The organism is Azospirillum brasilense (assembly GCF_008365405.1).
Lineage (GTDB): Bacteria > Pseudomonadota > Alphaproteobacteria > Azospirillales > Azospirillaceae > Azospirillum > Azospirillum brasilense_D.
Window position 1 is genome coordinate 1 of sequence record NZ_QOKV01000031.1, and the last position, 26,292, is coordinate 26,292.

General features: G+C 66.3%; 25 protein-coding genes, 1 tRNA gene and 1 pseudogene. 6 read left to right on the top strand and 21 right to left on the bottom strand.

The annotated features are described in order from the left end of the window. A partial coding sequence (locus DS837_RS28635) for an abortive infection family protein (RefSeq protein WP_211102431.1) occupies window positions 1–745 on the top strand: 745 nt, incomplete at its 5' end. A 19-nt stretch (window positions 746–764) separates the two neighbouring features. Here DS837_RS28635 and arsH read toward each other — a convergent pair. The 9 genes from arsH to DS837_RS28675 form a co-directional block, all read right to left on the bottom strand. Beyond that, window positions 765–1,526 (bottom strand): arsenical resistance protein ArsH, encoded by a 762-nt coding sequence (gene arsH, locus DS837_RS28640; protein ID WP_149167850.1) that lies wholly within the window; start codon window positions 1,524–1,526, stop codon window positions 765–767. Window positions 1,527–1,568: 42 nt separating this feature from the next. After that, the gene (arsB, locus tag DS837_RS28645; RefSeq protein WP_149167891.1) at window positions 1,569–2,600 is read right to left on the bottom strand and encodes an ACR3 family arsenite efflux transporter; all 1,032 of its coding nucleotides are present in this window, start codon (window positions 2,598–2,600) and stop codon (window positions 1,569–1,571) included. Between the two features lie 55 nt (window positions 2,601–2,655). Next, complete coding sequence (gene arsN2, locus DS837_RS33365; RefSeq protein ID WP_149167851.1) at window positions 2,656–3,549, bottom strand: arsenic resistance N-acetyltransferase ArsN2; 894 nt, start codon at window positions 3,547–3,549, stop codon at window positions 2,656–2,658. Beyond that, complete coding sequence (locus DS837_RS28655) at window positions 3,546–4,052, bottom strand: arsenate reductase ArsC (protein WP_149167852.1); 507 nt, start codon at window positions 4,050–4,052, stop codon at window positions 3,546–3,548. Before DS837_RS28655 ends, arsN2 begins: the two co-directional genes overlap by 4 nt. A gap of 43 nt (window positions 4,053–4,095) precedes the next feature. Then, window positions 4,096–4,452: an ArsR/SmtB family transcription factor gene (locus tag DS837_RS28660; protein WP_149167853.1), complete on the bottom strand. Its 357-nt coding sequence runs from the start codon at window positions 4,450–4,452 to the stop codon at window positions 4,096–4,098. Window positions 4,453–4,534: 82 nt separating this feature from the next. Then, window positions 4,535–4,672, bottom strand: a complete 138-nt coding sequence (locus tag DS837_RS32265) for a hypothetical protein (protein WP_170296028.1) — start codon at window positions 4,670–4,672, stop codon at window positions 4,535–4,537. 18 nt (window positions 4,673–4,690) lie between these two features. After that, window positions 4,691–6,235, bottom strand: a complete 1,545-nt coding sequence (locus DS837_RS28665) for a TniQ family protein (RefSeq protein ID WP_149167854.1) — start codon at window positions 6,233–6,235, stop codon at window positions 4,691–4,693. Beyond that, entirely contained in the window at window positions 6,232–7,104 is an 873-nt protein-coding gene (locus DS837_RS28670; protein WP_170296029.1) for a TniB family NTP-binding protein, read from the bottom strand. Before DS837_RS28670 ends, DS837_RS28665 begins: the two co-directional genes overlap by 4 nt. Continuing rightward, complete coding sequence (locus DS837_RS28675) at window positions 7,097–8,779, bottom strand: Mu transposase C-terminal domain-containing protein (protein ID WP_149167856.1); 1,683 nt, start codon at window positions 8,777–8,779, stop codon at window positions 7,097–7,099. Before DS837_RS28675 ends, DS837_RS28670 begins: the two co-directional genes overlap by 8 nt. Before the next feature lie 164 nt (window positions 8,780–8,943). Here DS837_RS28675 and DS837_RS28680 point away from each other — a divergent pair, with 164 nt between their 5' ends. Further along, window positions 8,944–9,852 carry a recombinase family protein gene (locus DS837_RS28680; protein ID WP_149167857.1) on the top strand — a complete coding sequence of 303 codons (909 nt, stop codon included), beginning with the start codon at window positions 8,944–8,946 and terminating at the stop codon, window positions 9,850–9,852. Between the two features lie 41 nt (window positions 9,853–9,893). Beyond that, entirely contained in the window at window positions 9,894–10,193 is a 300-nt protein-coding gene (locus DS837_RS33370) for an integrase core domain-containing protein (protein ID WP_149167858.1), read from the top strand. Window positions 10,194–10,228: 35 nt separating this feature from the next. On the opposite strand, the gene DS837_RS28690 is transcribed toward DS837_RS33370, so the two are convergent. Beyond that, the gene (locus DS837_RS28690) at window positions 10,229–11,353 is read right to left on the bottom strand and encodes a methyl-accepting chemotaxis protein (RefSeq protein ID WP_247890182.1); all 1,125 of its coding nucleotides are present in this window, start codon (window positions 11,351–11,353) and stop codon (window positions 10,229–10,231) included. Between the two features lie 767 nt (window positions 11,354–12,120). Between DS837_RS28690 and DS837_RS28695 the strand changes: the two genes are divergently transcribed. Further along, window positions 12,121–12,498: a hypothetical protein gene (locus DS837_RS28695; RefSeq protein ID WP_149167860.1), complete on the top strand. Its 378-nt coding sequence runs from the start codon at window positions 12,121–12,123 to the stop codon at window positions 12,496–12,498. A gap of 353 nt (window positions 12,499–12,851) precedes the next feature. On the opposite strand, the gene DS837_RS28700 is transcribed toward DS837_RS28695, so the two are convergent. The 6 genes from DS837_RS28700 to pseB form a co-directional block, all read right to left on the bottom strand. Then, window positions 12,852–13,355: a TniQ family protein gene (locus DS837_RS28700; RefSeq protein WP_149167861.1), complete on the bottom strand. Its 504-nt coding sequence runs from the start codon at window positions 13,353–13,355 to the stop codon at window positions 12,852–12,854. Between the two features lie 143 nt (window positions 13,356–13,498). After that, window positions 13,499–14,902: a phosphoglucomutase/phosphomannomutase PgmG gene (gene pgmG, locus DS837_RS28705; RefSeq protein ID WP_149167862.1), complete on the bottom strand. Its 1,404-nt coding sequence runs from the start codon at window positions 14,900–14,902 to the stop codon at window positions 13,499–13,501. A gap of 33 nt (window positions 14,903–14,935) precedes the next feature. Further along, window positions 14,936–16,258 (bottom strand): UDP-glucose dehydrogenase family protein, encoded by a 1,323-nt coding sequence (locus DS837_RS28710; protein WP_149167863.1) that lies wholly within the window; start codon window positions 16,256–16,258, stop codon window positions 14,936–14,938. 278 nt (window positions 16,259–16,536) lie between these two features. After that, the gene (locus DS837_RS28715; RefSeq protein ID WP_149167864.1) at window positions 16,537–16,833 is read right to left on the bottom strand and encodes a hypothetical protein; all 297 of its coding nucleotides are present in this window, start codon (window positions 16,831–16,833) and stop codon (window positions 16,537–16,539) included. An 86-nt stretch (window positions 16,834–16,919) separates the two neighbouring features. After that, window positions 16,920–18,182, bottom strand: a complete 1,263-nt coding sequence (gene pseC, locus DS837_RS28720) for a UDP-4-amino-4,6-dideoxy-N-acetyl-beta-L-altrosamine transaminase (RefSeq protein ID WP_149167865.1) — start codon at window positions 18,180–18,182, stop codon at window positions 16,920–16,922. Continuing rightward, window positions 18,182–19,234, bottom strand: coding sequence for a UDP-N-acetylglucosamine 4,6-dehydratase (inverting) (gene pseB / locus DS837_RS28725; protein WP_211102432.1), 1,053 nt, complete (start codon window positions 19,232–19,234; stop codon window positions 18,182–18,184). Before pseB ends, pseC begins: the two co-directional genes overlap by 1 nt. Before the next feature lie 193 nt (window positions 19,235–19,427). Here pseB and DS837_RS33375 point away from each other — a divergent pair. Continuing rightward, window positions 19,428–20,096: pseudogene (locus tag DS837_RS33375) on the top strand (tetratricopeptide repeat protein); the annotation flags it as partial. Between the two features lie 127 nt (window positions 20,097–20,223). On the opposite strand, the gene DS837_RS28740 reads toward DS837_RS33375, so the two are convergent. The 4 genes from DS837_RS28740 to DS837_RS28755 form a co-directional block, all read right to left on the bottom strand. Beyond that, window positions 20,224–20,298 (bottom strand) — tRNA-Gly (locus DS837_RS28740). Between the two features lie 449 nt (window positions 20,299–20,747). Continuing rightward, on the bottom strand, window positions 20,748–21,416 hold the full coding sequence (locus DS837_RS28745; RefSeq protein WP_149167866.1) for a 4-carboxy-4-hydroxy-2-oxoadipate aldolase/oxaloacetate decarboxylase: 669 nt from the start codon (window positions 21,414–21,416) through the stop codon (window positions 20,748–20,750). Window positions 21,417–21,495: 79 nt separating this feature from the next. Beyond that, entirely contained in the window at window positions 21,496–23,001 is a 1,506-nt protein-coding gene (locus DS837_RS28750; RefSeq protein ID WP_149167867.1) for a tripartite tricarboxylate transporter permease, read from the bottom strand. Next, a complete protein-coding gene (locus tag DS837_RS28755; RefSeq protein WP_247890183.1) occupies window positions 22,998–23,429 on the bottom strand; it encodes a tripartite tricarboxylate transporter TctB family protein in 432 nt (143 codons plus the stop codon). The genes DS837_RS28750 and DS837_RS28755 overlap by 4 nt, the downstream gene beginning before the upstream one ends. Before the next feature lie 556 nt (window positions 23,430–23,985). Between DS837_RS28755 and DS837_RS28760 the strand changes: the two genes are divergently transcribed. Beyond that, the gene (locus DS837_RS28760) at window positions 23,986–24,564 is read left to right on the top strand and encodes an NUDIX hydrolase (protein WP_149167869.1); all 579 of its coding nucleotides are present in this window, start codon (window positions 23,986–23,988) and stop codon (window positions 24,562–24,564) included. 534 nt (window positions 24,565–25,098) lie between these two features. Here the strand turns inward: DS837_RS28760 and metK are convergent. After that, entirely contained in the window at window positions 25,099–26,268 is a 1,170-nt protein-coding gene (gene metK, locus DS837_RS28765) for a methionine adenosyltransferase (protein WP_149167870.1), read from the bottom strand. Between the last annotated feature and the right edge of the window lie 24 nt (window positions 26,269–26,292).

Consider the following 26,292-nt stretch of genomic DNA (forward strand, 5'->3'; position numbering starts at 1 on the left):
TGCCCTGGAACTGGAAGGCCGAACGCGCCGCCACGGCCGCCTGATCCTTTCCGACATCACACGCCCCGGCCGTCATCCTCGCGCGACACCCAGCGCGCCGCTACGTGGGGCGCCGACGACGGATACGCTTCATCCACGAACCCGGGAGGAGGATGAGCAGCGCCGGCTGGTCGCCATTCTGAATCCTCTCCTGCAACGCGATGGTTTCCATCTGGCCGAGACCAGTTCCATATCGGGCTATCCGGTGTTCACCGTCAAAGCCATCGGCGGCTCCGCCGGGGCGCCGGCCGACCCTCTCATCTCAGAAACACTTGCCGCCTTCGACGAGGCCAGCGTGCACGAAGCCTGGACCCGGGCGCTGCAGCGGCGGACAACACATCCAGAGGGAGCGATCACCTCGGCCCGGACGCTGCTGGAGACCGTCTGCAAGCACATCATTGAGGATGCCGGCGGCACTTACAGCGATCGGGACGAGTTGCCGAAGCTTTACCGGACGGCCGCCGAGCACCTCCAACTCGCCCCGGACCAGCACACTGAGGAAGTGTTCAAAATCATCCTCGGCAACTGCCAGAACGTCGTGAACAGCTTGGCCAGCATCCGCAACAAGCTGAGCGATGCCCACGGCCGTGGGCGCAAAGCGGTCCGCCCGTCGGCACGGCATGCGGAGCTGGCGGTGAACCTCGCCGGGACGGTGGCGACCTTCCTGGTGTCCACGTGGCGAGCCCGCCAAGCGTCCCAACCATGAAGCGCCACGCTTCCCAATGTCACGCGGTGCGCTCTCCGCTCATGGCGGCAGCAACGAGGGCCCGCGCTTCGCCGGCCACAGCCCGGCCCGCCTCCCGGCGCTCGCTGTAGCGGTCGGTCAGATAGTCGCTGCGGTCGCGCACCAGCAGGGTGAACTTCACCAGCTCCTCCATCACGTCCACCACGCGGTCGTAGTAGGGCGACGGTTTCATCCGGCCGGCCTCGTCGAATTCCTGGAACGCCTTGGCCACCGACGACTGGTTCGGGATGGTCACCATGCGCATCCAGCGCCCCAGCACCCGCATCGCGTTGACCGCGTTGAACGACTGCGACCCACCCGACACCTGCATCACCGCCAGCGTGCGCCCCTGCGTCGGCCGAACCCCGCCGCTTTCCAGCGGTAGCCAGTCGATCTGGCATTTCAGAATGCCGGTGATGGTGCCGTGCCGCTCCGGGCTGACCCAGACTTGCCCCTCCGACCATTGCGACAGCGCGCGCAGTTCGGCCACCTTGGGGTGGTCGGCCGGCACGCTGTCCGGCAGCGGCAGGTCGCGCGGATCGAAGATGCGCGTCTCCGCCCCCATGCGCTGGAGCAGACGCGCGGCCTCCTCGGTGAGGAAGCGGCTGTACGAACGCTCGCGCAAGGAGCCGTAGAGCAGCAGGATGCGTGGCGGGTGGATGGACACATGCCCAGGCGTCAGCTTGCCAAGGTCTGGCGCCTCGAAATAGGGCTCGTCCAGGCTTGGAAGGTCCGCGCCATTCTCGCTTTCATGCTCAGACATGCCGACACTCTCCGGTGATGGTCCCATAGCGGCGCCGGACCATCAGGCGCCGGCCCGCCCCTCGTACCAGGGCTTGGTCGCTTTGACGATCTTCACCACTGACAGCATCACCGGCACCTCGACCAGCACGCCGACGACGGTGGCGAGCGCCGCCCCGGAGCCCAGGCCGAACAGGCTGATGGCCGCCGCCACCGCCAGCTCGAAGAAGTTCGAGGCGCCGATCAGCGCCGCCGGCGCCGCCACGCACCACGCCACCCCGAACCGGCGCGACAGCCAGTAGGCCAGCCCGGCGTTGAGGTAGACCTGGATCAGGATCGGCACGGCCAGCAGCAGGATGACCAGCGGCTGCGCCAGGATCTGCTCTCCCTGGAAGCCGAACAGCAGCACCAGCGTGGTCAGCAGCGCCACGAGAGACACCGGCTGCAGCACCGACAGCGCGCGGGCCAGGGCCGGCTCTCCGCCTGACGCCAGCAGCGCGCGGCGCCAGAGCTGGGCCGCGACCACCGGCAGCACGATGTAGAGCGCCACCGACAGCAGCAGGGTTCCCCACGGCACGGCGATCGACGAGACGCCGAGCAGCAGCCCGACCAGCGGCGCGAAGGCGAAAACCATGATCAGGTCGTTCAGCGCTACTTGGCTCAGGGTGTAGTGCGGCTCGCCCTCGCACAGGTTCGACCAGACGAACACCATCGCCGTGCAGGGGGCGGCCGCCAGCAGGATCAGCCCGCCGATGTAGGAGGGAATCTGCTCCGCCGGCAGCAGCGGAGCGAACAGATGGCCGATGAACAGGGAGCCGAGCAGCGCCATCGAGAAGGGCTTGACCGCCCAGTTGATGACCAGCGTTACGCCGACGCCGCGCCAGTGCTCCTTGACCCGGCCCAGCGCGCCGAGGTCGATCTTCAGCAGCATCGGCACGATCATCAGCCAGATCAGCACCGCCACCGGCAGGTTGACCTGGGCCAGTTCGGCGGCGGCGATGGCCTGGAACAGCCCGGGCGCCAGATGGCCGAAGGCGATGCCCGCGACGATGCACAAGCCCACCCAGACGCTGAGGTAGCGCTCGAAGAGGCCCATGGCGGGGCGTTCCGCCGGAGCGGGGTGGATGTCAGCCGTCATGTCGATGGTCCTGTCAGGAGGCGGGGGCGACGCACCGCCCGGCGGCGTCGACGACGGGCTCGCCGTCTTCCTTGGTGAAGGCATCGCGCTGTGGAGCGGGGAGGAGATCAAGGACCGCTTCCGACGGCCGGCACAGGCGCACGCCGTGCGGCGTCACCACGATCGGCCGGTTGATCAGGATCGGATGCGCCATCATGGCGTCGAGCAGCGCCGCGTCGGTCAGCGCGGGATCGTCGAGACCGAGTTCGGCGTAGGGGGTGCCCGTCTGCCGGAGCACGGCCCGCACCGGAATTCCCATGCGGCGGATCAGCGCCACCAGTTCGTCCCGGCTCGGCGGCGTCTTCAGGTACTCGATCACCGTCGGCTCGACGCCGCTGTTGCGGATCATGCCCAGCGTGTTGCGCGACGTTCCGCAGTTGGGGTTGTGATAGATGGTCACCACGCTCCCGGCCACCAGATCCTCGGTCGGCTGCGCGAGGTCGGCGCGCAGGCAGACGGCGCTCCCCGGGCACAGGCCGGCGAACTGCGCGCTGGAACGGATCGCCGGCGGAGCCGAAGCCCGCTCCACCCGCTGGAAGCCGAGACGCTCGAAGAAGCCGGCGGCACCGATGGTGAGCAGCCACAGCCGCTCGACCCCCAGCGTCAGCGCCTGCGCGCGCACGGCCGCCACCACGGCCCGGCCACCGCCGGCGCCGCGCCGCTCGGCCGGCACGACCACCGAGCGCAGCAGCGCGTCGGCGCCATGAACCTCCAGCCCGCCATAGCCGAGCGTCCCCCGGTCATCCGCGACGCCCCAGAAGCGCCGTCCGGGTTCGTCGAGATCGTCGGTTGGCAAGCCGTTGGCCGCCAGCAGGCGGGCGAGCGCCGGGCGCTCCGCGTCGTCCAGAGGGGTGACGCTCCCGGTCATGCGTCGTTCCCCGCGGCGGCCATGTCGTCGAGCCTGCGCTTCAGGGCCAGCCGGTCGAGCGAGGCGAAGGGCAGGCTGGCGAAGGCCTGGATGCGGCGCTGGATCTGTCCGAAAACCGTGGCGGTGAAGGCGGCCTTCTCGGCGTCCGAGCCCTGGGCGCTCGACGGGTCCGGGAAGCCCCAATGCGCCGTCATCGGCTGGCCCGGCCACACCGGGCAGACTTCGCCGGCGGCGCTGTCGCAAACGGTGAATATGAAGTCCATATGCGGCGCCCCGGGCTGGGCGAACTCGTCCCAACTCTTGGAGCGCAGCGTGGCGGTCGGAAAGTCGAGGCGCTCCAGCAGGTCGCGGACGTGCGGGTTAAGGCGCCCGGTCGGCTGGCTGCCGGCGCTGTAGGCGCGGAAACGGCCGCGGCCCTCGCGGTTGAGCAGGCATTCGGCCATGACGCTGCGGGCGCTGTTGTGGGTGCACAGGAACAGGACGTTGTAGACGCACTCGGTCATCGCGGGATCGCCTTTTCCAGGCCGCGGGGTGCGGCGGGTCGGGTCAGGTGTCGGAGCCGCAGCTCGCCGGGCTGCAAGTTCCCGCCTGGAGGAAGTCGGTTGAGCACAACTCGGGACGGCCCTGGCAGCAGTACTCCATCAGGAAGGCGATCAATTGCCGGGTGCCCTCGTAGTCGCAGGCGTAGAAGATTTGCCGCTGGACCCGCCAGGAGCGCAGCAGCCCGGCACGCTCCAGCGTCGCCAGATGATGCGACAGGGTCGAGCCGGGCACACCGACCTGCTGGGCGACGTCCCCGGCGGTCAGCCCGTTCGGTCCGGCCTGGATGAGCAGGCGGAACACGGCCAGGCGGGTGTCCTGAGCGAGGGCGGCGAAGGCCTCGATCGCGTTCTTCGTTTCCATAATTCGACGATAGTCGAATTATGGATATGAGGCAAGTGGTTTGCTTTCCCGTGCATCACCCCTTGCTCTCTGGCCGATCCGCTCAATGTGGCGGTTGTGGATGTCCGATGCCTGCGACCACCCTCTCCAGCAGCTTGAAGACGGAGAACAGCGTCACCACGGTCAACGCCTTGATCGTTTCGCCGACGGTCAGCACGCCCGCCCGGATCATGTTGGCCAACACCCAGCCGGGTTGGCTTCAACGTGTTTTTTGGGACGAAGTGGAAACACGGTGAGGAGCGGCATCAGCCATTTCGCACCATGCCTCTTGATTCAAGCATCGGACCGCCGCCGCGGACAGTTTGCGCAACACCGCACGACGTTGGCGCGCGCGGAGCTTTCCGGTCGGCAAGGGGCCTTGGGCGTCCAAGGCGAGCTGGACGGCCTGCACGATGTGATGGTGGATCACGGGCGCCGCTGCCGGCGCTTGCCGTTCCGGCGTCGGTGCCCGCGGATTAGGGTGCTTCTCCCGGATCGGTGGCGCGGGTTTCGCCAAAAACCGCCCCAGACCAGTCCGCTCATCCTGGCTGGATAGCCTCCATGCGTCCTGGCGGGCCTGCCCGATCAGGCTCGCCGCCTTCGTGTTGGCGGCCACAAACCCGGACTGGAACGGCCCATCGATTGGAAACCGCGATCTCCATCCGGCATGACGGTTCCGGATCGCGTCGGAAAACAGAACCCTCGTCCAGGCGGTGTGATTCCACTGCGCCTCGGCCAGGCGCGCGGAATGGCTCGGATCGTTGCTCCATTGATCGGTCGCGGCGATGGCCAGCCCGGTGCGGACGCCATCACCGCTCCAGTCCCGGCGGGACAAGGCGTGCCCAGTCAGAAGCAGAGACAGCATCTCGCCCGGCCAAAATTCCAGCAGGAGCCCGACCAGCGCCATGAACTGTCCGGCATCGCGTTCGGATTTGCGGTGAACCGGGTTGGCGGTGTGCAGGCCGGCCAGCAGCGTGCGCATCGGATCGGCCACGAGCTGCCACGCCAGAACCAGGGAGACGGCCGGGTCGTTCCGTTCCTCCGGCGGAAGCGGCATCGGTTCGCCGACCTCGTTCCGTGAGAAGGCATGCCGAATGCGGAACCCGGCCAGATCACGGAACTCGTCAAACTCGGTGACGCGGACGCTGAGATACGCGTTCAGCACAAACACGAACCGCACGAAGGCCGCGACCGTGAAGGCTGGAGCCATCCGTGTGCCGACAATGCCTTCGAAAGCCCGCGGATCGAACGCAGCCCGGTCGAGAAACGTGATTATGGTCCGCACCTGGCCGTAGAAGGGCGCAAGCGGGAGGCCGTCCGCCACGTCCCTCGGCTTCGGGCAGGGCGGATGATCGGGGCAGACAACGCGCCACACAGCCCACGCATGAAGCAAGCCGACAGGCCGGCCGGCCCGACGAGACGCCTCGTCCACGCAGGCTGCGCAAGGGAGATGGTGGTAGTGGCAGGCTTCCTCCAGCTCGCGGTTTAGCCCGGAGAACGTCATGCGCCGCAACACCTCCGGAGCCACCCCGGTGTCGGCCTGAAGCCGCCCCATCACGCTTGGCAGCGGCCGGATCACCAAGTCTCGGTGGATTGCCTCGGTCACCCAGCGATGCGGAATGCCCAACCGCCGAAGGTAGGTTCCTGGCATCAGCCCGTAGGTGCGCGCGATCGCCCAGACCCAGCTGCCGAGAGCCTCTCCGCTCGCCGGCAACGGCACCACCGGCAATTCCGGCATGGTGGAGAAGAAAGGTCCGCCGGTCACGCCAGGACCGGCAGGCTGACGTAATCCTTGATCATCTCCGGGGTGATGCGCTCCTCCCCGGAGCGGATGGCATCGATGCCGAGATCGATCAACGTTTCGAACAGCTTGGCGGTCCCGCCGTCGCTGTGGGTCAGCAGGGTCTTGAGCGCGCGCGCCGTCAGGGGCGAGGGGCGGCGCAGCGGCAAAGAGCGCAGGATGCTGCCGACCAGGGCCTGGAACTCCTCCCCGGCTCCCCACATCGGCAGCTCGATGAACCGGAAACGCCGTGTCAGCTGGCGGTCGTGCATCAGGGCCTCGCGGGCGTCCTGGATGCCGAAGAGCACCAGCGGAATGCCCAGTTCGTTGGAAAGGTTCCGGATCACCGCCAGCATCATACGCTGCTGTCGCACGGTGCCCATCAGCATGTTGTGCGCCTCGTCGACCAGGATCTGACGGACGCCCATCAGGCGGTAGAGGGCAACCACCCGGTCCGCCATGACCGGCATGCTGCTGCGGGATTCGCTGACCGGCGCGTCGATGGCGCTGAGCAGTTTAATGTAGAACCAGCGGACGTCGCACATCGGCGGCATTTCCAGGCCGACCACCGCCGTACGCCGCACACCGGTCTTCTTGTCGAAGACCGCCGGGTGGTCGCGCAGGTGCTTTTCCATGATGGTCGACTTGCCCTGTCCGGACTCGCCCCAGACCAGCAGGTTGGGCTTCACCACGCCGCTCGGCTGGTTGATCTGGTCGCTCAGCAGGTCGAGCACCATGCGGCAGCGCGGGTATTCGGTGAAGCGGCGGGTTTGCATCCGGGCGATGCGCTCCTCGGGGGACAACCCGATCACATCGCGCGCCGAGGTTCCCAGATGCCCGTGTGCGTCAGTCATCCCACTCCTCGGTCTCGTAGAAGGGCAGGTCGAGAGGAACATCGTCGGCGTCCTCGGTGATGACCTGGAACTCCGTGTCGATCGTCCGCGTGGTATCGGGGGCCGGCAGCGCCGGTCCCGATCCCGGCCGGGCGCCACGGGCATGCTCCAGCCGCGCCCGCCGGCTGCGGCCGCGGGCCTCGTCGACCAGCTTGCGTCGCGCCAGCACCATGTCGAAGATCATGGCCTCGTCAACGCCGGCTCGTCCCTGCCGGCGCAGCGCGCGGGTGGCCGCCTTCAGCTCCCACTTGGAGATGGCCGGACGGCGCAGGTTCCGGTAGGGCACCTCCAGGTACTCCCCCGACACGCCCCGGACGAAGACCTTGGACAGGTTGGCCGGATCGTAGTGGACCGTCACCCACGCGTTGTTGTGAAGGAAGGGCGTCAGCGCCTCATGCCAGTAGAGGACGTTGAAGAGGTGGATGCCGTCCTGTTGGACCTTCCGTTCCTCGAACGGGAGGAAGTCGCGGTGGAACGCTCGCAGGTCGGCCGGCGTGCGGAAGGTCCGCCCTTCCGTGTCAGCAGTCCATTTGGCGAGCGGTGCCGTGCCGATGCCTTCGTGGAAGCTGGCGTGATGCTCCAGGATGATGCTGGCCACCAGCCACTCGATCTCGGCGATGGTGAGGCAGGCGTTGCCGGCCGGATCGTAGATGCCCCGCTCCTTGATGTTAGAGAAGGTGGTGCCGGGCAGCAGGTGCAGCTCCTGCATGAGATGGCCGATGCGCCGTTCGACGTGGCCGCCCATGTGCGGCGTTCCCGGTGGCCGGTACCGCACCTCGATGCCGTAATCCTCGCAGGCCCGGGTGAAGGCCTTGGAGTGGAACTCCTTGCCGTTGTCGACGTGGATGACCTCGCACAGACCCGCGACCGGCCATTTGGCCGGGAGACCGCGTGTCGACAGCCAGTCGCTCTTGTCCATCACCGCGTGGGCGACGCAGGCCGCCACGCTGGACACGCTGGGCGGATCGAAGGTCAGGTAGAAGCCGCAGTACATCCGGGTTCGGATGTCCATCGCCAGGGTGATGAACGGGCGCCCGATGACCTCCAGCGTGTCGGGCTCCACCCCCATCACGTCGGTTGGGGTGTGGTCGATCTGGACGATCTCCAGGGCACGTTCGGCTTCCAGCGATCCGCGGATCGGGTTGAAGTCCTCGCGTGCCTTCTTGGGGCCGTGGCGCCGCTTGGTCTGCTCCCGCTTGCTGATGACCGCCAAGCGGGCTTCGACGGTCTCACGGGCCGGCTTGCCCAGCCCTTCGACGGCGCACCGGGCGTGGATGCCCTTCATCAGCAGCGATTTCTTCGGCTTGAGAAGATCCATGTAGCGGGTCTGGATCTCCTCTTCGATGATCGTTTCGACGCGGAGAGCGAGCCGGCGGGCGCCGACCTGTGGACCCGGCGTCTTCGGCACCAGTGACCGGGTTCGGGGATCGGCTTCGTAGGCTTTGAGCAGCCGATAGAGATGGTGGGGACTGAGCCCCAGGTCGGCCGCTGCTGCGGCCATCACTTCGCTGCGGGCACCGTAGGCGGGGGGCTCCAGGACCAGCCGCCGGATCACGCGTTCACGCTCTCGGGCGATCTCCCAGACCCCGTCCGGCACGCCCGTCAGCGGCTGGTCTCTGCGTGGATGGTTCTGCACGTTTCACCCGATCCACTCTCGGCTTTTCACCAGAATAGCTCTGCTTTTCGCACGAACCGCTCTGCTTTTCGCACGAACCGCTCTGAGGAAAGGGCTTAACCACCGCAGAAGTCCTCACCCACTTTTCGCATCAACGACTCTGCGGCGACAGTGGGAGAAGGGGTATGGCCCTCATCGGCTACGCGCGCGTCTCGACCGACGAGCAGACCACGGCTGGTCAGCTGGACGCGCTGCGCGCTGCCGGCTGCACGGAGATTTTTGAGGAGAAGGCATCGGGCGCGTCCCGGGCCCGGCCGGAGCTGGCGCGGGCGCTCGCCCGCATCGCCCGCGGCGACACGCTGGTCATCTGGAAACTCGATCGGCTCGGCCGCTCGCTGGCCCACCTGCTGGAGGTGATCGAGGACCTGCGCGGCCGCGGCTGCCATTTCCGCTGCCTGACCAGCCCGATCGACACCGCCAGCCCGCACGGCACGCTGGTGCTGCAGATGCTCGGCGCCGTGGCCGAGTACGAACGCTCACTGATCCGCGAGCGCACGCGGGCCGGGCTGGCGGCGGCCAAGGCGCGCGGCCGGGTCGGCGGCAATCCAAAGCTGAAGCAGGGCGACACAGCAACGGCGCAGCGCCTCGCCGATCGGCAGCGCCAGCTCTACCTGCTGGAGCTGACCCGCACGGCGGAGGAGTGGCTGCCCGTCGTGCGGCGCCTCCGGCCATCCCGCTCGTGGGCGGCGGTGACCCGCGCCGTCAACGCCAAGCTGCCGCCGGCCCGGCATTGGACCGCTGAGCGGCTGCGTCGCGCCGTCCGCACCTTCGTTGCCGAAGGGCTGGCCGATCGGGTGCTGCTGGACAAGGTGCCGTCCGTTCGCGGGGATGACCGGTTGATGGTGCTGGTCGCCGGCATCGCCCGCGCGAACCCCAAGCTGTCGCTGCGGGCGATCGGCATGCAGCTGGAGGCGATGCGGGAAACCACGCCACGGGGTGGACGCACCTGGGCGGCGGCCTCGGTCAAGAACCTGTTGGACCGGGCGCAAGCGCAAGGGCTGTTGGGCCGCGAGGAACACGTTGCAAGCAAGTAGCCTCACGCGTCGGTTACGGGAGGCGTTCGGAAGGACGTCCAATGCGGAACGGCTTCCTGGAAGGTTTCAATGGACGGCTTCGGGATGAATGCCTGAACGAGACGCAATTCGCGTTGTCGTGTGTGGCGGAGGAACTGCACACATGCCCGACCACACTCCAGTCTGGGAGCCGCCATGCGCTGAAGTCGCCGGCTTCTGGCAGACGGCAGCCGACCGCACGGGCACCTGGCTCCGGCTCGGCAGCGGCACCGTCCAACCTCAGACCAAAGCAGCCGGGGCGCGGCGTGCGCGTGAACACTCTCCGGATATCGGCTCCAGTGAATCACGCCACACACCCGTAACGTTGTCGGCACGATCAAACCTTAGAGACGCGATGTTACCGAGCAAGGATGCGCGCCGCCTCCTTGGTTTTGCCGACAGCCGCCGAGACCTGATGAATGGATGACACGATTTCCCCGATGTTGCCGGTGATCGCGGAAACGGCGCTTGATGCCCCCTGCATGCTGCGCGACATATCCGTGGTAACGGCTGTCTGCTCTTCAACGGCACTGGCCGTGGCGAGAACATAGTCGCGCACCGAGCTGATCGAACTGCGAATCCCGGTGAGCGCCACCACCACATCGCCGGAGATGGACTGCATGGCGTCAATCTCGGACGAGATCTGGTCGGTCGCGCGAGCCGCTTGGTTGGCGAGGTTCTTCACTTCCGTCGCCACCACGGCGAAGCCCCGTCCGGCTTCTCCGGCACGGGCCGCTTCGATCGTTGCGTTCAGCGCCAGCAGATTGATCTGACCGGCAATGCTTCGAATGAGGTCGACGATCCCGTTCATCTGGCGGGCCGCATCGGACATCTTCTGTGTGGCCTGGTCCGCGGCCTCGGCTTGGGTCTGAGCCTGTTCGGCCATCGATCTGGACTTCGCCATGCTGTTGGAAATTTCCAGCGTGGAACTGGCCAGTTCCTCGGCCGCGGCGGCAACCGTCTGCACGCCCGCGGACGTTTCCGTCGCGGCATTCATGGCGGAACCCGTCTCGGTGTCAGACCGGTGGAGGGCCTGCGCGATCTCGCCGAAATTCTGGTCGATCAACGTTTTGAGTTGGTTCAGAAGATCGATCTGCGCGGTGATGTCGGTGGCGAACTTGACGACCTTGTAGGGCCGGCCGTTGGCGTCGAGAATGGGGTTGTACGAGGCCTCGATCCAGACTTCGCGTCCGCCCTTGGCGATGCGCTTGAACTGGGTGGCCTGATACTCGCCGCGGCGGAGCCTTTCCCAGAACTGCGCATACTCAGGGCCGGCCGCGGTGGCGGGATCGACGAACGTCCGGTGGTGCCGGCCCTGGATTTCCGGCAAGCTGTACCCCATCACGCTCAGGAAATTCTGATTGGCCGTGATGACGGTTCCGTCAAGATCGAACTCGATGACCGCCAGGGACTTGTTCAAGGCATTGAGCTTGGCAAGCGCTTCAGATTGGTCCTTCGAGCGTGTCAATCCGAACATGGCCATCTCTTTCTTGAATGTTTGATCGTCCCAGCATTCAGCAACACGCATGCCAGAAGTGTAGAATTTGCATAAATATGAAAAAAGGCGTAGCCTTATAAGCCTGAATGACGCCTTAAAGCTTGGCGTTTTTTTTATGGTCATAGTTCAGCAAACCCCTTTACAGAAAGCTATTTTTGTTTCCTGTGCTTGTGAACGGCATGCATTATGAGCAAAATGCGAATTCGTGATGCGCAAAGTGCGAAATTAATCCATTGTAAACACTCTTATTAATTTTGGAGGAAAGGATAACGGAGAAAAGAGTGCAGGATCTTTCCGGTGTGCTCTGATGATAATCTTGAGGTGAGGAGCGCTTGTATTTGTACAACCATCCTGTTGACGGGCCAGGACGGCAAGGCTGATTTTTGAACCCTGCCCATTGCCCCTTCCAATGCGTCGAGACGATTGCCAGGGAGCTCGGCATCAGGGCGATTGCGGTGATCGTCGAACTTTAGGTTCTGCTCCCTATTTCAAGTCTAGCGCCACTGAGGTAAGAATAGATATCAATGTTATTTTTTGGAAAAAGGGCTGATGATCCGCGCAACCTAGCGGGGCGAAACGATTTTTTTAAACTCGTGTGACAAAATTTCACACCCTCCTTGTCTTTCCTTTTCCCTCATTTTATGAATTATGATTCTTCAGTGCAATTGACGGGGTTTCATATCTGAGCTTATTATTGAATACTAAATGGCCTGTCGGCAGGTCTTTTTAAAAGCAGATCGTGGAGTTATTTCATGTCTCCGCTGCGCGGTTGCTCAATATTACTAGTAACAAGCAATGAAATATACAAAAGCTATATATCGGAACTTCTCAGAATTTGGGGCTGTGAGCTGCATTTTTTTGATAACGTCGACAAGTCTTTGCTTTTTATTGCGACAACAAAGCCAAACCTGACAGCGCTTATTGTTCCCTTCAAGCACAAGGGAGCATCAGGAGAAAAAATAGCAAAATTGATCTGTGAGGAAGTTGGAAAATCAGTTCCGTGGATATGCATGCATGTGGGCGCTCCCAACGCAGCACCCAATCTCAGTGATCAACAAGCTTCGGGCGTTCTTGGAGCGATGTTCACGCCAGAAGAGCTTTATGCTGAAATAGCACGGCTGCGGACATAGCCTTGCGATCACGATCATTACCGTGATTGGTTGCTGGTCTGCAGGCCGCCGCCGAGCAAGGGAGCGGTGAGCAACCGCCGCGGCCCGCGGCCCAGCATCAACGCTTTTTCAGGGATGGAGTGGGCTGGTCGTCTGGGGTGGGGCCGGTGAACCCGCGCCATGCCTCTTGATTCAAGGATCGGACTGCCGCCGCGGACAGCTTGCGCAGCACCGCACGCCGTTGGCGCGCTCGGAGCTTTCCGGTCGGCAAGGGACCATGGGCGTCCAAGGCGAACTGGACGGCCCGCGCGATCTGATGGTGGATCACGGGCGCCGTTGCCGGCGCTTGTCGTTCCGGCGCTGGTGCCGGCGGGTTAGGGGGCTTCTCCCGGATCGGTGGCGCTGGTTTCGTCAAAACCCCCCGGACCAGTCCGCTCATCCTGGCTGGATAGCCTCCATGAGTCCCGGCGGGCCTGTCCGATCAGACTCGCCACCTTCGTGTTGGCGGCCACAAACCCGGACTGGAAAGGCCCGTCGATTGAAAACCGCGATCTCCATCCGGCATGACGGTTCCGGATCGCGTCGGAAAACAGGTGGTGGCAGGCTTCCTCCAGCTCGCGGTTCAGACCGGAGGACGTCATGCGCCGCAACACCTCCGGAGCCACCCCGGTGTCGGCCCGAAGCCGCTTCATCACGCTCGGCAGTGGCCGGATCATCAGGTCCCGGAGGATCGCCTTGGTCACCCAGCGATGCGGAACGCCCAACCGTCGAAGGTCGGTTCCTGGCATCAGCCCGGAGGTGCGCGTGATCGCCCAGACCCAGCTGCCCAGAGCCTCTCCGCTCGCCGGCAGCGGCACCACCGGCAATTCGCCGGTCATGCCAGGACCGGCAGGTTGACGTAATCCTTGATCATCTCCGGGGTGAAACGGTGAGAATTCTCACCGGCCACTCTTGCGGTCCGCGGGCGAAGAAAAGGCCCTTCCCCGCACCCGCGGGAAAGGGCCTTTTTCGTTGGAGGCCGTCAGTGGGCGCTGCCGCCATCCTCGAAGGATGGAGCCTGGAGGCCGGAGGCCGCCAGCTGCGCGACGACCATGCCCTTCAGCCGCTCCAGCCCTTCGGGGGTTCCGGATTCCGCGCGGGCCACCAGCACGTCCTGGGTGTTGGAGGCGCGCAGAAGCCACCAGCCGTCCGCCGTCGTCACGCGAACGCCATCAATGTCGTTGACGTCGGCGCCCTCGGCTTTCAGCCGGTCCTTGACCTCCTGCACGACCCGAAACTTGCGCTCCTCGCTCACCTGGAAACGGGTTTCCGGGGTATTCACCACCGCCGGAAGGCGGTCGCGCAGCTCCGACAGCGGAACACCGAGCTTGCTGACCAGCCCGATCAGCCGCAGGGCGCAGTACAGCGCGTCGTCGAAGCCGTACCATTTGTCGGCGAAGAAGATGTGGCCCGACATCTCGCCGGCCAGCGGCGAGCCGATTTCGGCCATCTTTGCCTTGAGCAGCGAGTGGCCAGTCTTCCACATCAGCGGCTTGCCGCCCAGCCGGGCGATCTCGTCGAACAGCGTCTGGCTGGCCTTCACGTCGGCGATGATGGTGGCGCCGGGATGGTCCTTCAGCACGTCGGCGGCGTAGATCGCCAGAAGCTGGTCGCCCCACACCACGCGGCCTCGGTGGTCGATGGCGCCGATGCGGTCGCCGTCGCCGTCGAAGCCGATGCCGATGTCGCAGCCCTTCTCCGCCACCGCGGCCTTCAGGTCCACGAGGTTCCGCTCGACCGTGGGATCGGGGTGGTGGTTCGGGAATCTGCCGTCGATGTCGTCGAACAGCAGGGTGTGCGTCCCTGGCAGGCGGGCGGTCAGGCGGCGCAGGATCTCGCCGGTGGCGCCGTTGCCGGCGTCCCAGGCGATCGACAGGTCGCGGGTGCCGTCGTAATCCTTCAGCAGCCGCTCCACATAGGCGTCCCGGACGTCGATCTGTTCCGAGGAACCCTCGCCCGACGCATAGTCGGCCTTGGCGGCGATGACGCCGAGATCAAGGATCTGCCGGCCGTAGACCGGACCCTTTCCCAGCATCATCTTGATGCCGTTGTAGTCCGGCGGGTTGTGGGAGCCGGTGATCATGACGCCGGCGGCCGCCTCGCGGTCGCGGGTGGCGAAATACAGCATCGGGGTGGGACCAAGCCCGATGCGCAGGACATGCAGGCCGCAGGCGACCAGCCCCTCCACCAGGGCCGCTTCCAGCTCCGGCGAGGAGAGACGGCCGTCATAGCCGACGCACACGGTCTTCCCGCCGCCGCGGGCGACCACGGTGCCGAAGGCGCGCCCGACCGCGCGGGCATCGGCGGGGGTCAGGGTGCTGCCGACGATGCCGCGGATGTCGTATTCGCGCAGCACCGTCGGATGGAACGTATGGGCGTCGTTCATGGTCTCGACCGACCTCCTTGAAGCGGTTCCGTTTCAGACGTTCTTGGGTTCCGCGGGCCGCCCGATGGAGGAGTAGGCGAAGCCGGCGGCGGCCATGTCGCCGGGATTGTAGATGTTGCGCAAATCGACCATCACCGGGCGCTTCAGCAGTGCCTTGACCCGCTTCAGATCCAGCGCGCGGAACTCGTTCCATTCCGTCAGAATGGCGACGCAGTCCGCCCCCTCCAGGGCGCCGTAGGCGTCCTTCGTCCACTCCACGCCGGGCAGCAGCCTCTCGGCCTCGTGCATGCCGGCGGGGTCGAAAGCGCGCACCGTGGCCCCGGCGGCCTGGAGGGCCGGGACGATGTCCAGCGACGGGGCATCGCGCATGTCGTCGGTGTTGGGCTTGAAGGTGACGCCCAGCACGCCGACGGTCTTGCCGGCCAGCGACCCGTCGCAGGCGGCGACGATGCGTTCGGCCATCCGCTTCTTGCGCGCGTCGTTGATCTCCACGACCGTCTCGACGATGCGCAAGGGGCTGCCCGCCTGCTGGGCGGTGCGCACCAGGGCGAGCGTGTCCTTGGGGAAGCAGGAGCCGCCGTAGCCCGGACCGGGGTGCAGGAACTTCTTGCCGATGCGCCCGTCCAGCCCGATGCCGCGGGCCACGTCGTGGACGTTGGCGCCCACCTTCTCGCACAGGTCGGCGATCTCGTTGATGAAGGTGATCTTGGTGGCCAAAAAGGTGTTGGCGGCGTATTTGGTCAGTTCCGCCGTTTCCAGCGAGGTCAGGACGATCGGCGTCTCGATCAGGTAGAGCGGGCGATAGATCCGGCGCATCACGTCGGCGGCGCGCTCCGAGGAGGCGCCGATCACCACGCGGTCGGGGCGCATGAAATCGCCGATGGCCGAACCTTCGCGCAGGAATTCCGGGTTGCTGGCCACGTCGAAATCGGCGTTCGGGTTGCTGCGGCGGATGATCGCCTCGACTTCGCGTCCCGTTCCGACCGGCACGGTCGATTTGTTGACCACCACCGTGTAATGGTCGAGATGGGCGGCGATCTCCTCCGCGGCGGCGTAGACGTAGGAGAGATCGGCATGGCCGTCGCCGCGGCGGGTCGGGGTGCCCACGGCGATGAAGACGGCGTCGGCCCCGGCCATCGCCTCCTTCAGATCCAGCGTGAAGGACAGCCGCCCGGCGGCGACGTTGCGCGCGACGAGATCGTCCAGCCCCGGCTCGTAGATCGGGATCTCGCCGCGCTTCAGCCGTTCGATCTTGCCGGCGTCTTTGTCCACGCAGGTGACGTGCACCCCGAATTCCGAAAAGCAGGCGCCGGACACCAGCCCGACATAGCCCGTACCGATCATCGCTATGCGCATGAAAGTTCCTTTGCTGAAAGCCACACGCCTCCGCCCGTCTCCGGACCGGGAGGCGGTTCCTGGCGTTCAAACGCTGTGCGGTGCGTTTCGGGCCGCTGCCTGAGGGCCCAATCCGTTTGCAAGGGGCCCGTTTGCAAGGGGCCGCGGAGGCCATGGAGGCCGGCGCGCATCGGACGGCCTGTGACCGGCCGGGGAAAGACCGGACCGGCCAACGGACGCGCGCTGCGCCTCATCGGTGCGGTCCGGCATTCATCAAGCCATCCGGGCTCGGGACCGCTTCAGATCGCCTGGAGATAGGCGGGGTCGAGGGCGCCGTGGCGGAACGGTATCCAGTCCTTGTGGTCGGCCCGGTACTGCAGGCCGTAGGGGTTCTTGAAGAAGATCTTCTGCAGCGGCTGTCCGCCCTCGGCGCGGGTGCGTTCAAGGTCGAGCAGGGGGGAGGCGGCGAACACCTTGTCCCACAGCTCGGCGTTGTCCACATCGCGGCCCGCGTTCTTCACATAGTCGCGCGCAGCGTCGCTCAGTTGCCAAGCCTCTTCGACCATCGCGTAATAGTCCACAGTACCCTCGGCCATGACCCTGCTCCGAAGCGTTCGAGATGACGCTTGGCATAGCGCATTTTTGGAAGGGAGAAAACCGTTCAGCAAGGGCGCCTGGGTTGTCAGGCCGCAGCGGGCAGGTCCAGCGCCGCGGACAGGGCAGCGGCGACCCGGTCCACGTCGGTGTCGGCCATCGCCGGAAACAGGGGCAGCGACAGCGTCCGGGCGTAATGCGCGTCGGCGCCGGGCAGGGTGAGATCGCCGTAGCGCTTGCGCCAGTAGGGCTGGCGGTGGACCGGGATGTAATGGACCTGGGTGCCGATGCCGCGGGCCCGCAGATCGGCCATGACCTGCGCCCGCGTCCGTCCGGCGGCGGCGAAGTCGATGCGGGCGGCGCAGAGATGCCAGGCCGGACGGCACCAGGGAACGCGGGCCGCCGGCCGGGCCAGCGGGGCGAGCGGCGCCAGCCGCTCCGCATAGAGGTCCATCAGGCGGCGACGGCGCTCCACGAAGGCATCCAGCCTCGTCAACTGGCTGAGGGCGAGCGCCGAGTGGATGTCGGTCAGGCGGTAGTTGAAGCCCGGCTCCGCCATCTCGTAGTACCAGGGGTTGGTGGCGCCATCCTCGCTGATTCCGTCCGCGCTGAAGGCGGCCTCGTGCTTCTCGAACCTCGCCGGATCCCGCTCCATGCCGTGGTTGCGGAAGCGGCGCAGGCGGGCGGCGAGTTCCGCGTCGTTGGTGGTCACGGCTCCCCCCTCGCCCGCCGCGATGGTCTTCACGGGATGGAAGGAGAAGGCGGCGAGCGTGCCGAAAGCGCCACCGCCGACCGGCAGGACGCGGCCATCTGGTGCCACATCCACGCTGCCGATGGCGTGGCAGGCGTCCTCGATCACCGCCAGCCCATGGCGGTCGGCGAGGGCGCCGAACCCGGCCATATCCGCGGTCTGTCCGGCAAAATGCACGGGCGCCAGGGCGCGCACCCGCCAGCCGGCGCGCACGGCCCGCTCGATTGCCGCCGCCGCCTGCTCCAGCCCCATCAGGCCGGTGTCCGGATCGACGTCGGCGAAGGCCACCTCCGCCCCCACGTAACGGGCGGCGTTGGCGGTGGCGAGGAAGGTGACGGCGGGCACCACCACCGCGTCGCCGGGGCCGAGCCCCAGCGCGAGCGTGGCCAGATGCAGGGCGGCGGTGCCGTTGGCGCAGGCCACCGCGTGGGCCGCGCCGGTGCGGTCGCACAGCGCCCGTTCGAAGGCCTCCACCGCCGGCCCCTGGGTCAGCCAGTCGCCGCGCAGGACCGCGGTCACCGCGTCGATGTCGGCCTGGTCGATGTCCTGGCGCCCATAGGGCAGGAAGCGCGGCGGTGATTGAGCCACCGGTTCGCCCATCACGGGGCTTCCGCGATCAGCCGCATCAGCCGCGCACCGTCCAGCCAGTCGGTGTTGGTGTCGCTGGCGTAGCGGAAGCCGTCGGCCACTGGCTGCGCACCCAGCCGCTGGTAGGGCTCATGCGTCCAGAAGGCGAAGGCCGGCTCGATGACGAAACGGTCCGGCAGCTCGAAGGTCTGGCGGGAATCGTCCTCGGTGATCATCACCTCGTGCAGCTTCTCGCCGGGACGGATGCCGACCGGCTTGTGCGGCAGGTGCGGCGCCATCGCGCGGGCCAGATCGGTGATGCGCATGCTGGGGATCTTGGGCACGAAGATCTCCCCGCCTTGCATCATCGCGATGCAGGAGACGACGAAGTCGACCCCGTGCTGGAGCGTGATCCAGAAGCGGGTCATCCGCTCGTCGGTGACCGGCAGCGCCTCCGCCCCCTCGGCGATCATCTTGCGGAACAGTGGGATCACCGAGCCGCGCGAGCCCACCACGTTGCCGTAGCGCACCACCGAGAAGCGCGTGCCGAGCGAGCCCGACAGATTGTTGGCGGCGATGAAGATCTTGTCCGAGGCCAGCTTGCTGGCGCCGTAGAGGTTGACCGGGTTGGCCGCCTTGTCGGTGGACAGCGCGATCACCCGCTTCACGCCGGTGTTCAGCGCGGCCCGCACCACATTCTCCGCCCCGTAGACGTTGGTGTGGATGCATTCCATGGGGTTGTATTCGGCGGCCGGCACATGCTTCAGCGCGGCGGCGTGGACGCACACATCCACCTCGCGCATGGCCAGTTCCAGCCGCTCGCGGTCGCGCACGTCGCCGATGAAGAAGCGCAGCGTCGAGGCCCATTCCGGCCCCAGCTGCTGCTGCATCTCATACTGCTTGAACTCGTCGCGGGAGAAGACGATGACCCGGCGCGGGCTGGCCCGCCGCAGCACCGTTTCCACGAAGCGGCGTCCGAAGGAGCCGGAGCCGCCGGTGACCAGGATCGACCGGCCGTCCAGAAGGTCGAAGCCGGATTGCAGAGCCTCGGTCGGCGCCCCACTCGAACGGTCAAGCTGCTGCATGGTCACCGTGATCGTACATATGGTTTATGAGGTCGTTTTGGCCGACCTTAGCCTGATACCCCTATCAGTGCGTTAATGTTTCGGCAATCGGCGGGGCGGTGCAAAGCCGGCACCGGGGGCCGCGGCCCTCTCGGCCGGCCGGGGCTTCGCAAAAACTGTTGCGCCTGCACCGTTCCTTTGCACTCTGGCGTGCATGCCGGCCAACGATCCCTCCGCAGCGGCGAATCGGCCCGCAGCGCCCGCCTTCCCGCCCGCGGGCGCCGTCCACGATGCGGAGGCGTTCCACCGCGCCCTTCTCCGGAACGACCCCCGCAACGTCGACGCCTTGCTCGGCCTCGGCGTTCTGTGCCTGGACACTGGGCGCGCCGGAGAGGCGGAATCCCTGTTCCGCGCGTTGGCCGCCGTCCGCCCGGGCGCGGACTGCAGCTATCACCTCGGCCTTGCGCTGATGGCGCTGGAGCGGGCGGAAGACGAGGCGGCCTACCGGCAGGCCCTGGTCTTCCGGCCCGGATTCCCGGAGGCGCTGTGCAACCTCGGCGCCGGCCTAAACGCGCAGGGGCGGCTGGAGGAAGCCGGGCGGATCTACCGCCGGGTCCTGGCGGTCCGGCCGGACCATGCCGAGGCCCTGTCGACGCTCGGCACCCTCCTGCGGGAACTGGACCGCCTTGCGCCGTCCATCCTGGCGCAGCGGAACGCCATCCTTCTCCGCCCGGACTGTGCGGAGACGCTGAACAACCTTGGCAACAGCCTGCACGATCTGGGGCGGCTGGACGAGGCGGTGACGGTCTACGGCCGGGCCTTGGCGATCCGCCCGGACTTCACGGGCGCCCATTGGAACCGCGCGCTGTCCCGGCTGCTCGGTGGGGACTATTCACGCGGCTGGGACGATTACGAGTGGCGGCTGCGCTCTCGTCGAGGAGAAATACTATGCGGCCTATTGAGGCCATGCATGCGAGCGAAGCGTCGAAAGAAATCGATCATCGCGATATTGGAGCGGGCGAAGGGATTCGAACCCTCGACCCCAACCTTGGCAAGGTTGTGCTCTACCCCTGAGCTACGCCCGCGCCGCTCCAACGAAGGAGGCAGGGAGATACCGCACCGGCTCGGCGGAACGCAAGCCCCCTGTTTGGCGTCCGCCAAAATTTTTCTCTTCGGACGCCTTCCTCTGTCTTCCCTGGCGCATCCGAAGGAGATGTTAGGCTTAAAGTTATAACCCGCTCAATGCTGTTGACTTCCCAGTGTCGACTGTGGAAATTTCCTCTCACAAAACAAAGGCCTTGAGGTCTGGGGAGGAAACTAATAACATCATGATGCTCTAAGAGCATTAGGCTGCCGCGCCGACCTTGTGTCCGGGCGCGGCATTTTTTTTTGCCCGGCGCCGTTCTTTTGCCGGGTACCGGTAATACCACAAGCCGGCAATACCACTCCAGGCGATGTCACGCCTCCGGGCGATGCCACGCCGGGCAACGGCGGGCGGGATTCGGCCCCGCCCGCTTTTCCGCGGCACCTCGCGTCACAGGGCGATGCCGCCGGCCGCCAGACAGGGCTCCAGCGTCAGCGCCTCGACCGTCGTCCGCCCGGCGCGGAGCTGTTCGCGCAGCCCCCCCTCCATTCGTTCGCGCTCCGCCGCCTTGACGAGCGCGGCGGCGGCTTCGCCCTGGGGCACCACGACCACCCCGTCGTCGTCGCCGACCAGGATGTCGCCCGGCATGACCATCACGCCGCCGCAGACGATGGGGGTGTTCACGTCGCCGGTGGGCTGGGTCTTGGTGGTGCCCTTCATGCTGGTTCCCCGGCAGAAGACCGGGAAGCCCATCTTACGGATGGCCGCGGCGTCGCGCACGCAGCCGTCGATCACCAGCCCGGCCAGCCCGCGCTGGAGCGCCGCCTCGGTCAGCACGTCGCCCCAGGGGCCGGCTTCGGTCATGCCCTTGAAGTCGACCACCAGCACGTCGCCCGGACGGGTCAGCGCCATGGCGGCGTGGATCATCAGGTTGTCGGTCGGGCCGCCGGACACCGTCACCGCGGTGCCGAACAGCGTCATGCCCGGATAGAGCGGCTTGATCGGAAAAGACATCGCGCCCTTCTTGCCCATCGCTTCGTGCAGCGTGGCCGGGGACTGGCCGCGGAAGGCGGCGACCAGATCGGGGGCGGGACGGGGAAACTCTTTGACGACGGTCATTGCACAGGCACCTTTCGCGGCGGGAAGACCGCCGGCCTTCGGAGGAGAGGGCCGGCGGGGAGAGGAAAGCGTTTGGGACTCATTCGTCCTTGAAAGCCTCGTCGCGACGGCGGCGCACCGCCGGCATCACCATCAGGAGCAGCAGAAGGGCGGTGACGGCCAGCAGGCCGCCGCTGATCGGGCGGGTGGCGAAGACGGTGGGGTCGCCGCCCGACAGCAGCAGGGCGCGCCCCAGATTCTCCTCCAGCAGGGGACCCAGCACGAAGCCCAGCATCAGCGGCGCCGGCTCGCACTCCAGCTTGCGCAGGACGTAGCCCAGGACGCCGAACAGGGCCATCAGCAGCACGTTGAAGGCGCTGTTGTTCAGCGTGTAGGTGCCGATGCAGCAGAAGACCAGGATGGCCGGGAACAGATAGCCGTAGGGCACCCTCAGCAGCCGCACCCACAGACCGATCATCGGCAGGTTCAGGATCACCAGGATCACGTTGCCGATCAGCATGCTGGCGATCATGCCCCAGAACAGCTCCGGCTGCTTGGCCATGATCTGCGGCCCCGGCGTGATGCCGTGGATGGTCATCGCGCCGATCATCAGCGCCATGATGGCGTTGGGCGGGATGCCCAGGCTGAGCATCGGGATGAAGCAGGCCTGCGAGGCGGCGTTGTTGGCGGCCTCCGGTGCCGCCACCCCCTCGATGGCGCCCTGGCCGAAGCGCTCCGGGTGGCGGGACACCTTCTTTTCCAGCGAATAGGCGGCGAAGGAGCCGAGCGTGGCGCCGCCGCCGGGCAGGATGCCGAGAAGCGCCCCCATCACCGTGCCGCGCACCGTCGCCGGCCAGGCCTGGCGGACATCCTCGCGTTTCGGCCACAGGCTGGCGATGGGGGCGGTGGTCCGCCCGACGCCGCCGGTCTGCTCCAGGCTGGCGATGATCTCGGCCAGTCCGAACAGGCCCATGGCGAGCGGAACGAAGTCGATGCCGTCGTAAAGCTGCGGCAGGCCGAAGGTGAAGCGCGTGTCGCCGGAGTTGACGTCGGTGCCGACCATGCTCAGCAGCAGGCCCAGCAGGATCATCGCGATGGCCTTCACCACCGATCCGTGGGCCAGGGTCACCGCCCCGATCAGGCCCAGCAGCATCAGCGACACGTACTCCGCCGGCCCGAAGGCGAGCGCCACCCCGGCCAGCGGCGGGCCGGCCACGGCGATCAGGATGGTGGTGACGATCCCGGCGAACAGCGAAGCGAGCGCCGCCGTGGCGAGTGCCGCCCCGGCCCGGCCCTGCCGCGCCATGGCGTGGCCGTCCAGGCAGGTGACGACCGACGAGGATTCGCCCGGCAGGTTCACCAGGATGGCCGTCGCCGACCCACCATACTGCGAGCCGTAGAAAATGCCCGCCAGCATGATCAGCGCGCCGACCGGCGGCAGGTGGAAGGTCAGCGGCAGCAGCATCGCCACTGTCGCGGTGGGGCCCAGACCGGGCAGGACGCCGATCAGCGTGCCGATCAGCACCCCACCGAAGCACAGCAGCAGATTGTCCGGGGATAGCGAGACCGACAGGCCGAGCAGGAGGTTGGCGAACAACTCCGTCATGGCGACACCCACAGGGGCGACACCCACAGGGGCCACACCCGCAGGGGCAGGCCCAGCCCCCAGACGAACAGCGCGACGCAGCCCGCCGCCAAAATGCCGCCCAGAAGCGCCAGCGGAACCAGGCGCAGCGGCTGGCCGGCCAGATTGCCCAGCCCCACCAGGATCAGCACCGCCGACACCAGCCCGAGGGTTTCCACCGTCCCGGCGAAAGCCAGCACCGCCGCCGTCACCCCGAGCAACGGGCGCCAGCCCCAGGACGGCAGGGCGGCGCCGTGGGACAACAGGCTGCGACCGGTCACCACGGCGCCGGCCAGGACCATCAGCATTCCGATCATCCGCGGGAAGAAGCCGGACTGCACATAGGCGAGCGTTCCGGTTGGCCAGTCACGCCCCATCCACAGGGCGATCAGGCCGAAGGACGTGATCAACAGGCCCGCGGCCAGATCCTGTGGGGCTTGGCCTGGAATCCGGAGTGGCGTCCGTTCGCCGCCCGCCGCATTCCGGGACGCGCCTGGGGCGGCGCTGAACGGCGCTGGGGACGGGCCATGGGGCGGGGCGGCCACGGAAGAGGATGGGCGGAGGTTTGGGAAGGGCAGGCTCGGCATGGGGCTTCCACGGCTTTCAATGGGCGGCGTTCAGAAGGGTGGATTCCAGCTGCGGTCGACAGGCGTCAGTGTTTTGCAATCATAAAGGTAAAATTTATCAATAAAATTCCGTATATCGTTGTTCATTCATCCTACATAGATTACCAATAAGAGCAACAGCTCAGATAACACATCCAAATATGATGAAACTGTCTCCTTATGCGCCCGGCATGGCTTGCTTTGTTGATCGATAAGTCCCTTAAGGGTTGATCGGTGTTTTTGTATGCCCGTATGGGCCGTCGGAGCCGGGCGTCGCCCTTTCGGGTGGCTTGCCTCGGCGGCGACCAGCCGTTACCCAGAGGGGCCGCGAACGAGGACGCGGCTATGAGGAGACACAGGGATGATGCGCCGCCTGCGCCCGTGGATCGTGCTTGAAAGCCGCGAACTGCTCGATGCCGATCCGTTCCTGAAAGTCCATGTCGAGACGGTGGAACTGCCTGATGGGCGGGTCATCCGGGACTACTATCAGTTCGACATGCCGTCCTTTGCCTGCATCTTCGCCGAGACGGAGGACGGGCGCGCCATCGTCTACCGCCAGTACCGGCACGGCCCGCGGCGCGTGAACCTGACCTTTCCCGGCGGCCATCTGTCGCCAGGCGAAGACCCGCTGGAGGCGGCCCGGCGGGAGCTTCTGGAGGAGACCGGCTTCGCCTCAGACCACTGGACGGCGCTTGGCGGCTACACGGTGAACGCCAACCAGGGCGGGGCGGTGTCCCACATGTTCCACGCCACCAGTTGCCGCCAAGTCACCGATCCCCTGTCCGATGACCTGGAGGAGACGGAGGTCCTGTTCATGACGCGGGAGGAACTGCTGAACGCGATCAGAAATGGCGAGATCGCTTTGCTCACCCAGATCGCCCTGGTCAGCATGGTATGGCAGAACGACATCCGGGCGGGGCTCAGCCACCCGCATCGGTAACGCGGCTTCGCTTGCCGCTGTGCAGCACGCCATCCCTTTCCCAATCAAGCGGAAGCTTGGCTTTTTTAATCGTCGTCAAAAAAAGAGTATGCCTTCGGAATACATGTTCTGTTTACGCACTGTTAATCAAATCAGATCATAGATTGCTTCACCAAGTTCTCTTGGTTTCCTCCCTCCCAGAACTAGGCTGCGCCTCACCGGCTGCAGCCTTTTCTTTTTCCGGTAACTGCTATCCAAGGGGGTGGAGCGAGGGCTGGAAGAGGGCGGCGCCTTTTCAGCGAAGATCGCTAGCAAGGGCTTGACCTTTGCTGCGTTGCAACATAAATTGAGTCCCGGATGCCCTTTGGGCGTTTCCTCCCTAGACTTGAAGGCCGCGCCGCCCTGGCTGCGGCCTTTTTTCTTTGCCCAGGCCATGCAAGGATGGCAAAGCGGCGCCCAGTTGCGCGGGACGGCGTGGCCTCTCGGTGCTCCCCAAAACAAAACCAGCCGCCCGGTGGGGTGCCGGGCGGCTGGGCTTGCGATCCTTACTGCCGCTTAGAAGAATGCGGTGCGCAGGTCGTTGACGAGGTCGGTCTTCTCCCAGGAGAAGCCGCCGTCGGCCTCCGCCTCGCGGCCGAAATGGCCATAGGCGGCGGTGCGGGCGTAGACCGGACGGTTCAGGCCCAGATGCGTGCGGATGCCGCGCGGGGACAGGTCGACCAGCGTCTGCAGGACCTGCGACAGCCGGTCCTCGTCGACCGTGCCGGTGCCGTGGGTGTCGACATAGACCGACAGCGGCTTCGACACGCCGATGGCGTAGGAGAGCTGGATCGTGCAGCGCTCGGCCAGGCCGGCGGCGACCACGTTCTTGGCCAGATAGCGCGCGGCGTAGGCGGCGGACCGGTCGACCTTGGTCGGGTCCTTGCCGGAGAAGGCGCCGCCGCCGTGCGGGGCGGCACCGCCGTAGGTGTCCACGATGATCTTGCGCCCGGTCAGCCCGGCGTCGCCGTCCGGCCCGCCGATCACGAAGCGCCCGGTCGGGTTGACGTAGAAGTTCGCCTCGTCGCACATCCAGCCCGCCGGCAGGCAGTTGAGGACGTGCGGACGGACGATCTCGCGCACCTCCTCCTGGGTCAGGCCGTCGGCGTGCTGGGTGGAGACGACCACCGCGGTGGCGCGCACCGGCTTGCCGTTCTCGTACTGCAGCGTCACCTGGCTCTTGGCGTCGGGGCCAAGCTGCGGGGCGGCGCCGGAGTGGCGCGCCTCGGCCAGCGACTTCAGGATGGCGTGGCTGTAGTAGATCGGCGCCGGCATCAGGGCGGGGGTCTCGTTGCAGGCGTAGCCGAACATGATGCCCTGGTCGCCGGCGCCCTCGTCCTTCTCACCGGCGGCGTCGACGCCGACCGCGATGTCGGCGGACTGGGAGTGGACGAAGCACTTGACGTCCATCTTCTCCCAATGGAAGCCGTCCTGCTCGTAGCCGATGTCCTTCACCGCGGCGCGGGCGACCTGGACCAGCATGTCGGGGGTGATGCTCTCGGGCCCGCGCACCTCACCGGCCAGCACGATCTGGTTCGTGGTCGCCAGAGTCTCCACGGCCACCCGGGCGTAAGGGTCGTGCGACAGGTAAAGATCGACGATGGCGTCGGAGATGCGGTCGCACACCTTGTCCGGATGGCCTTCGGACACGGACTCGCTGGTGAACACGTAGTTGAGCTTGGCCATAGGAAGGAACCTAGCCTTTCGCAA

Excerpts from the sequence above, each read along its gene's own strand:
- arsH (WP_149167850.1), bottom strand. The coding sequence starts at position 1,526 with ATGTCTGAGCATGAAAGCGAGAATGGCGCGGACCTTCCAAGCCTGGAC.
- arsB (WP_149167891.1), bottom strand. The coding sequence starts at position 2,600 with ATGGGCCTCTTCGAGCGCTACCTCAGCGTCTGGGTGGGCTTGTGCATC.
- arsN2 (WP_149167851.1), bottom strand. The coding sequence starts at position 3,549 with ATGACCGGGAGCGTCACCCCTCTGGACGACGCGGAGCGCCCGGCGCTC.
- DS837_RS28655 (WP_149167852.1), bottom strand. The coding sequence starts at position 4,052 with ATGACCGAGTGCGTCTACAACGTCCTGTTCCTGTGCACCCACAACAGC.
- DS837_RS28660 (WP_149167853.1), bottom strand. The coding sequence starts at position 4,452 with ATGGAAACGAAGAACGCGATCGAGGCCTTCGCCGCCCTCGCTCAGGAC.
- DS837_RS28670 (WP_170296029.1), bottom strand. The coding sequence starts at position 7,104 with ATGACTGACGCACACGGGCATCTGGGAACCTCGGCGCGCGATGTGATC.
- DS837_RS28680 (WP_149167857.1), top strand. The coding sequence starts at position 8,944 with ATGGCCCTCATCGGCTACGCGCGCGTCTCGACCGACGAGCAGACCACG.
- DS837_RS33370 (WP_149167858.1), top strand. The coding sequence starts at position 9,894 with ATGCGGAACGGCTTCCTGGAAGGTTTCAATGGACGGCTTCGGGATGAA.
- DS837_RS28690 (WP_247890182.1), bottom strand. The coding sequence starts at position 11,353 with ATGGCCATGTTCGGATTGACACGCTCGAAGGACCAATCTGAAGCGCTT.
- DS837_RS28695 (WP_149167860.1), top strand. The coding sequence starts at position 12,121 with ATGTCTCCGCTGCGCGGTTGCTCAATATTACTAGTAACAAGCAATGAA.
- DS837_RS28700 (WP_149167861.1), bottom strand. The coding sequence starts at position 13,355 with ATGACCGGCGAATTGCCGGTGGTGCCGCTGCCGGCGAGCGGAGAGGCT.
- pgmG (WP_149167862.1), bottom strand. The coding sequence starts at position 14,902 with ATGAACGACGCCCATACGTTCCATCCGACGGTGCTGCGCGAATACGAC.
- DS837_RS28710 (WP_149167863.1), bottom strand. The coding sequence starts at position 16,258 with ATGCGCATAGCGATGATCGGTACGGGCTATGTCGGGCTGGTGTCCGGC.
- DS837_RS28715 (WP_149167864.1), bottom strand. The coding sequence starts at position 16,833 with ATGGCCGAGGGTACTGTGGACTATTACGCGATGGTCGAAGAGGCTTGG.
- pseC (WP_149167865.1), bottom strand. The coding sequence starts at position 18,182 with ATGGGCGAACCGGTGGCTCAATCACCGCCGCGCTTCCTGCCCTATGGG.
- pseB (WP_211102432.1), bottom strand. The coding sequence starts at position 19,234 with ATGCAGCAGCTTGACCGTTCGAGTGGGGCGCCGACCGAGGCTCTGCAA.
- DS837_RS28745 (WP_149167866.1), bottom strand. The coding sequence starts at position 21,416 with ATGACCGTCGTCAAAGAGTTTCCCCGTCCCGCCCCCGATCTGGTCGCC.
- DS837_RS28750 (WP_149167867.1), bottom strand. The coding sequence starts at position 23,001 with ATGACGGAGTTGTTCGCCAACCTCCTGCTCGGCCTGTCGGTCTCGCTA.
- DS837_RS28760 (WP_149167869.1), top strand. The coding sequence starts at position 23,986 with ATGATGCGCCGCCTGCGCCCGTGGATCGTGCTTGAAAGCCGCGAACTG.
- metK (WP_149167870.1), bottom strand. The coding sequence starts at position 26,268 with ATGGCCAAGCTCAACTACGTGTTCACCAGCGAGTCCGTGTCCGAAGGC.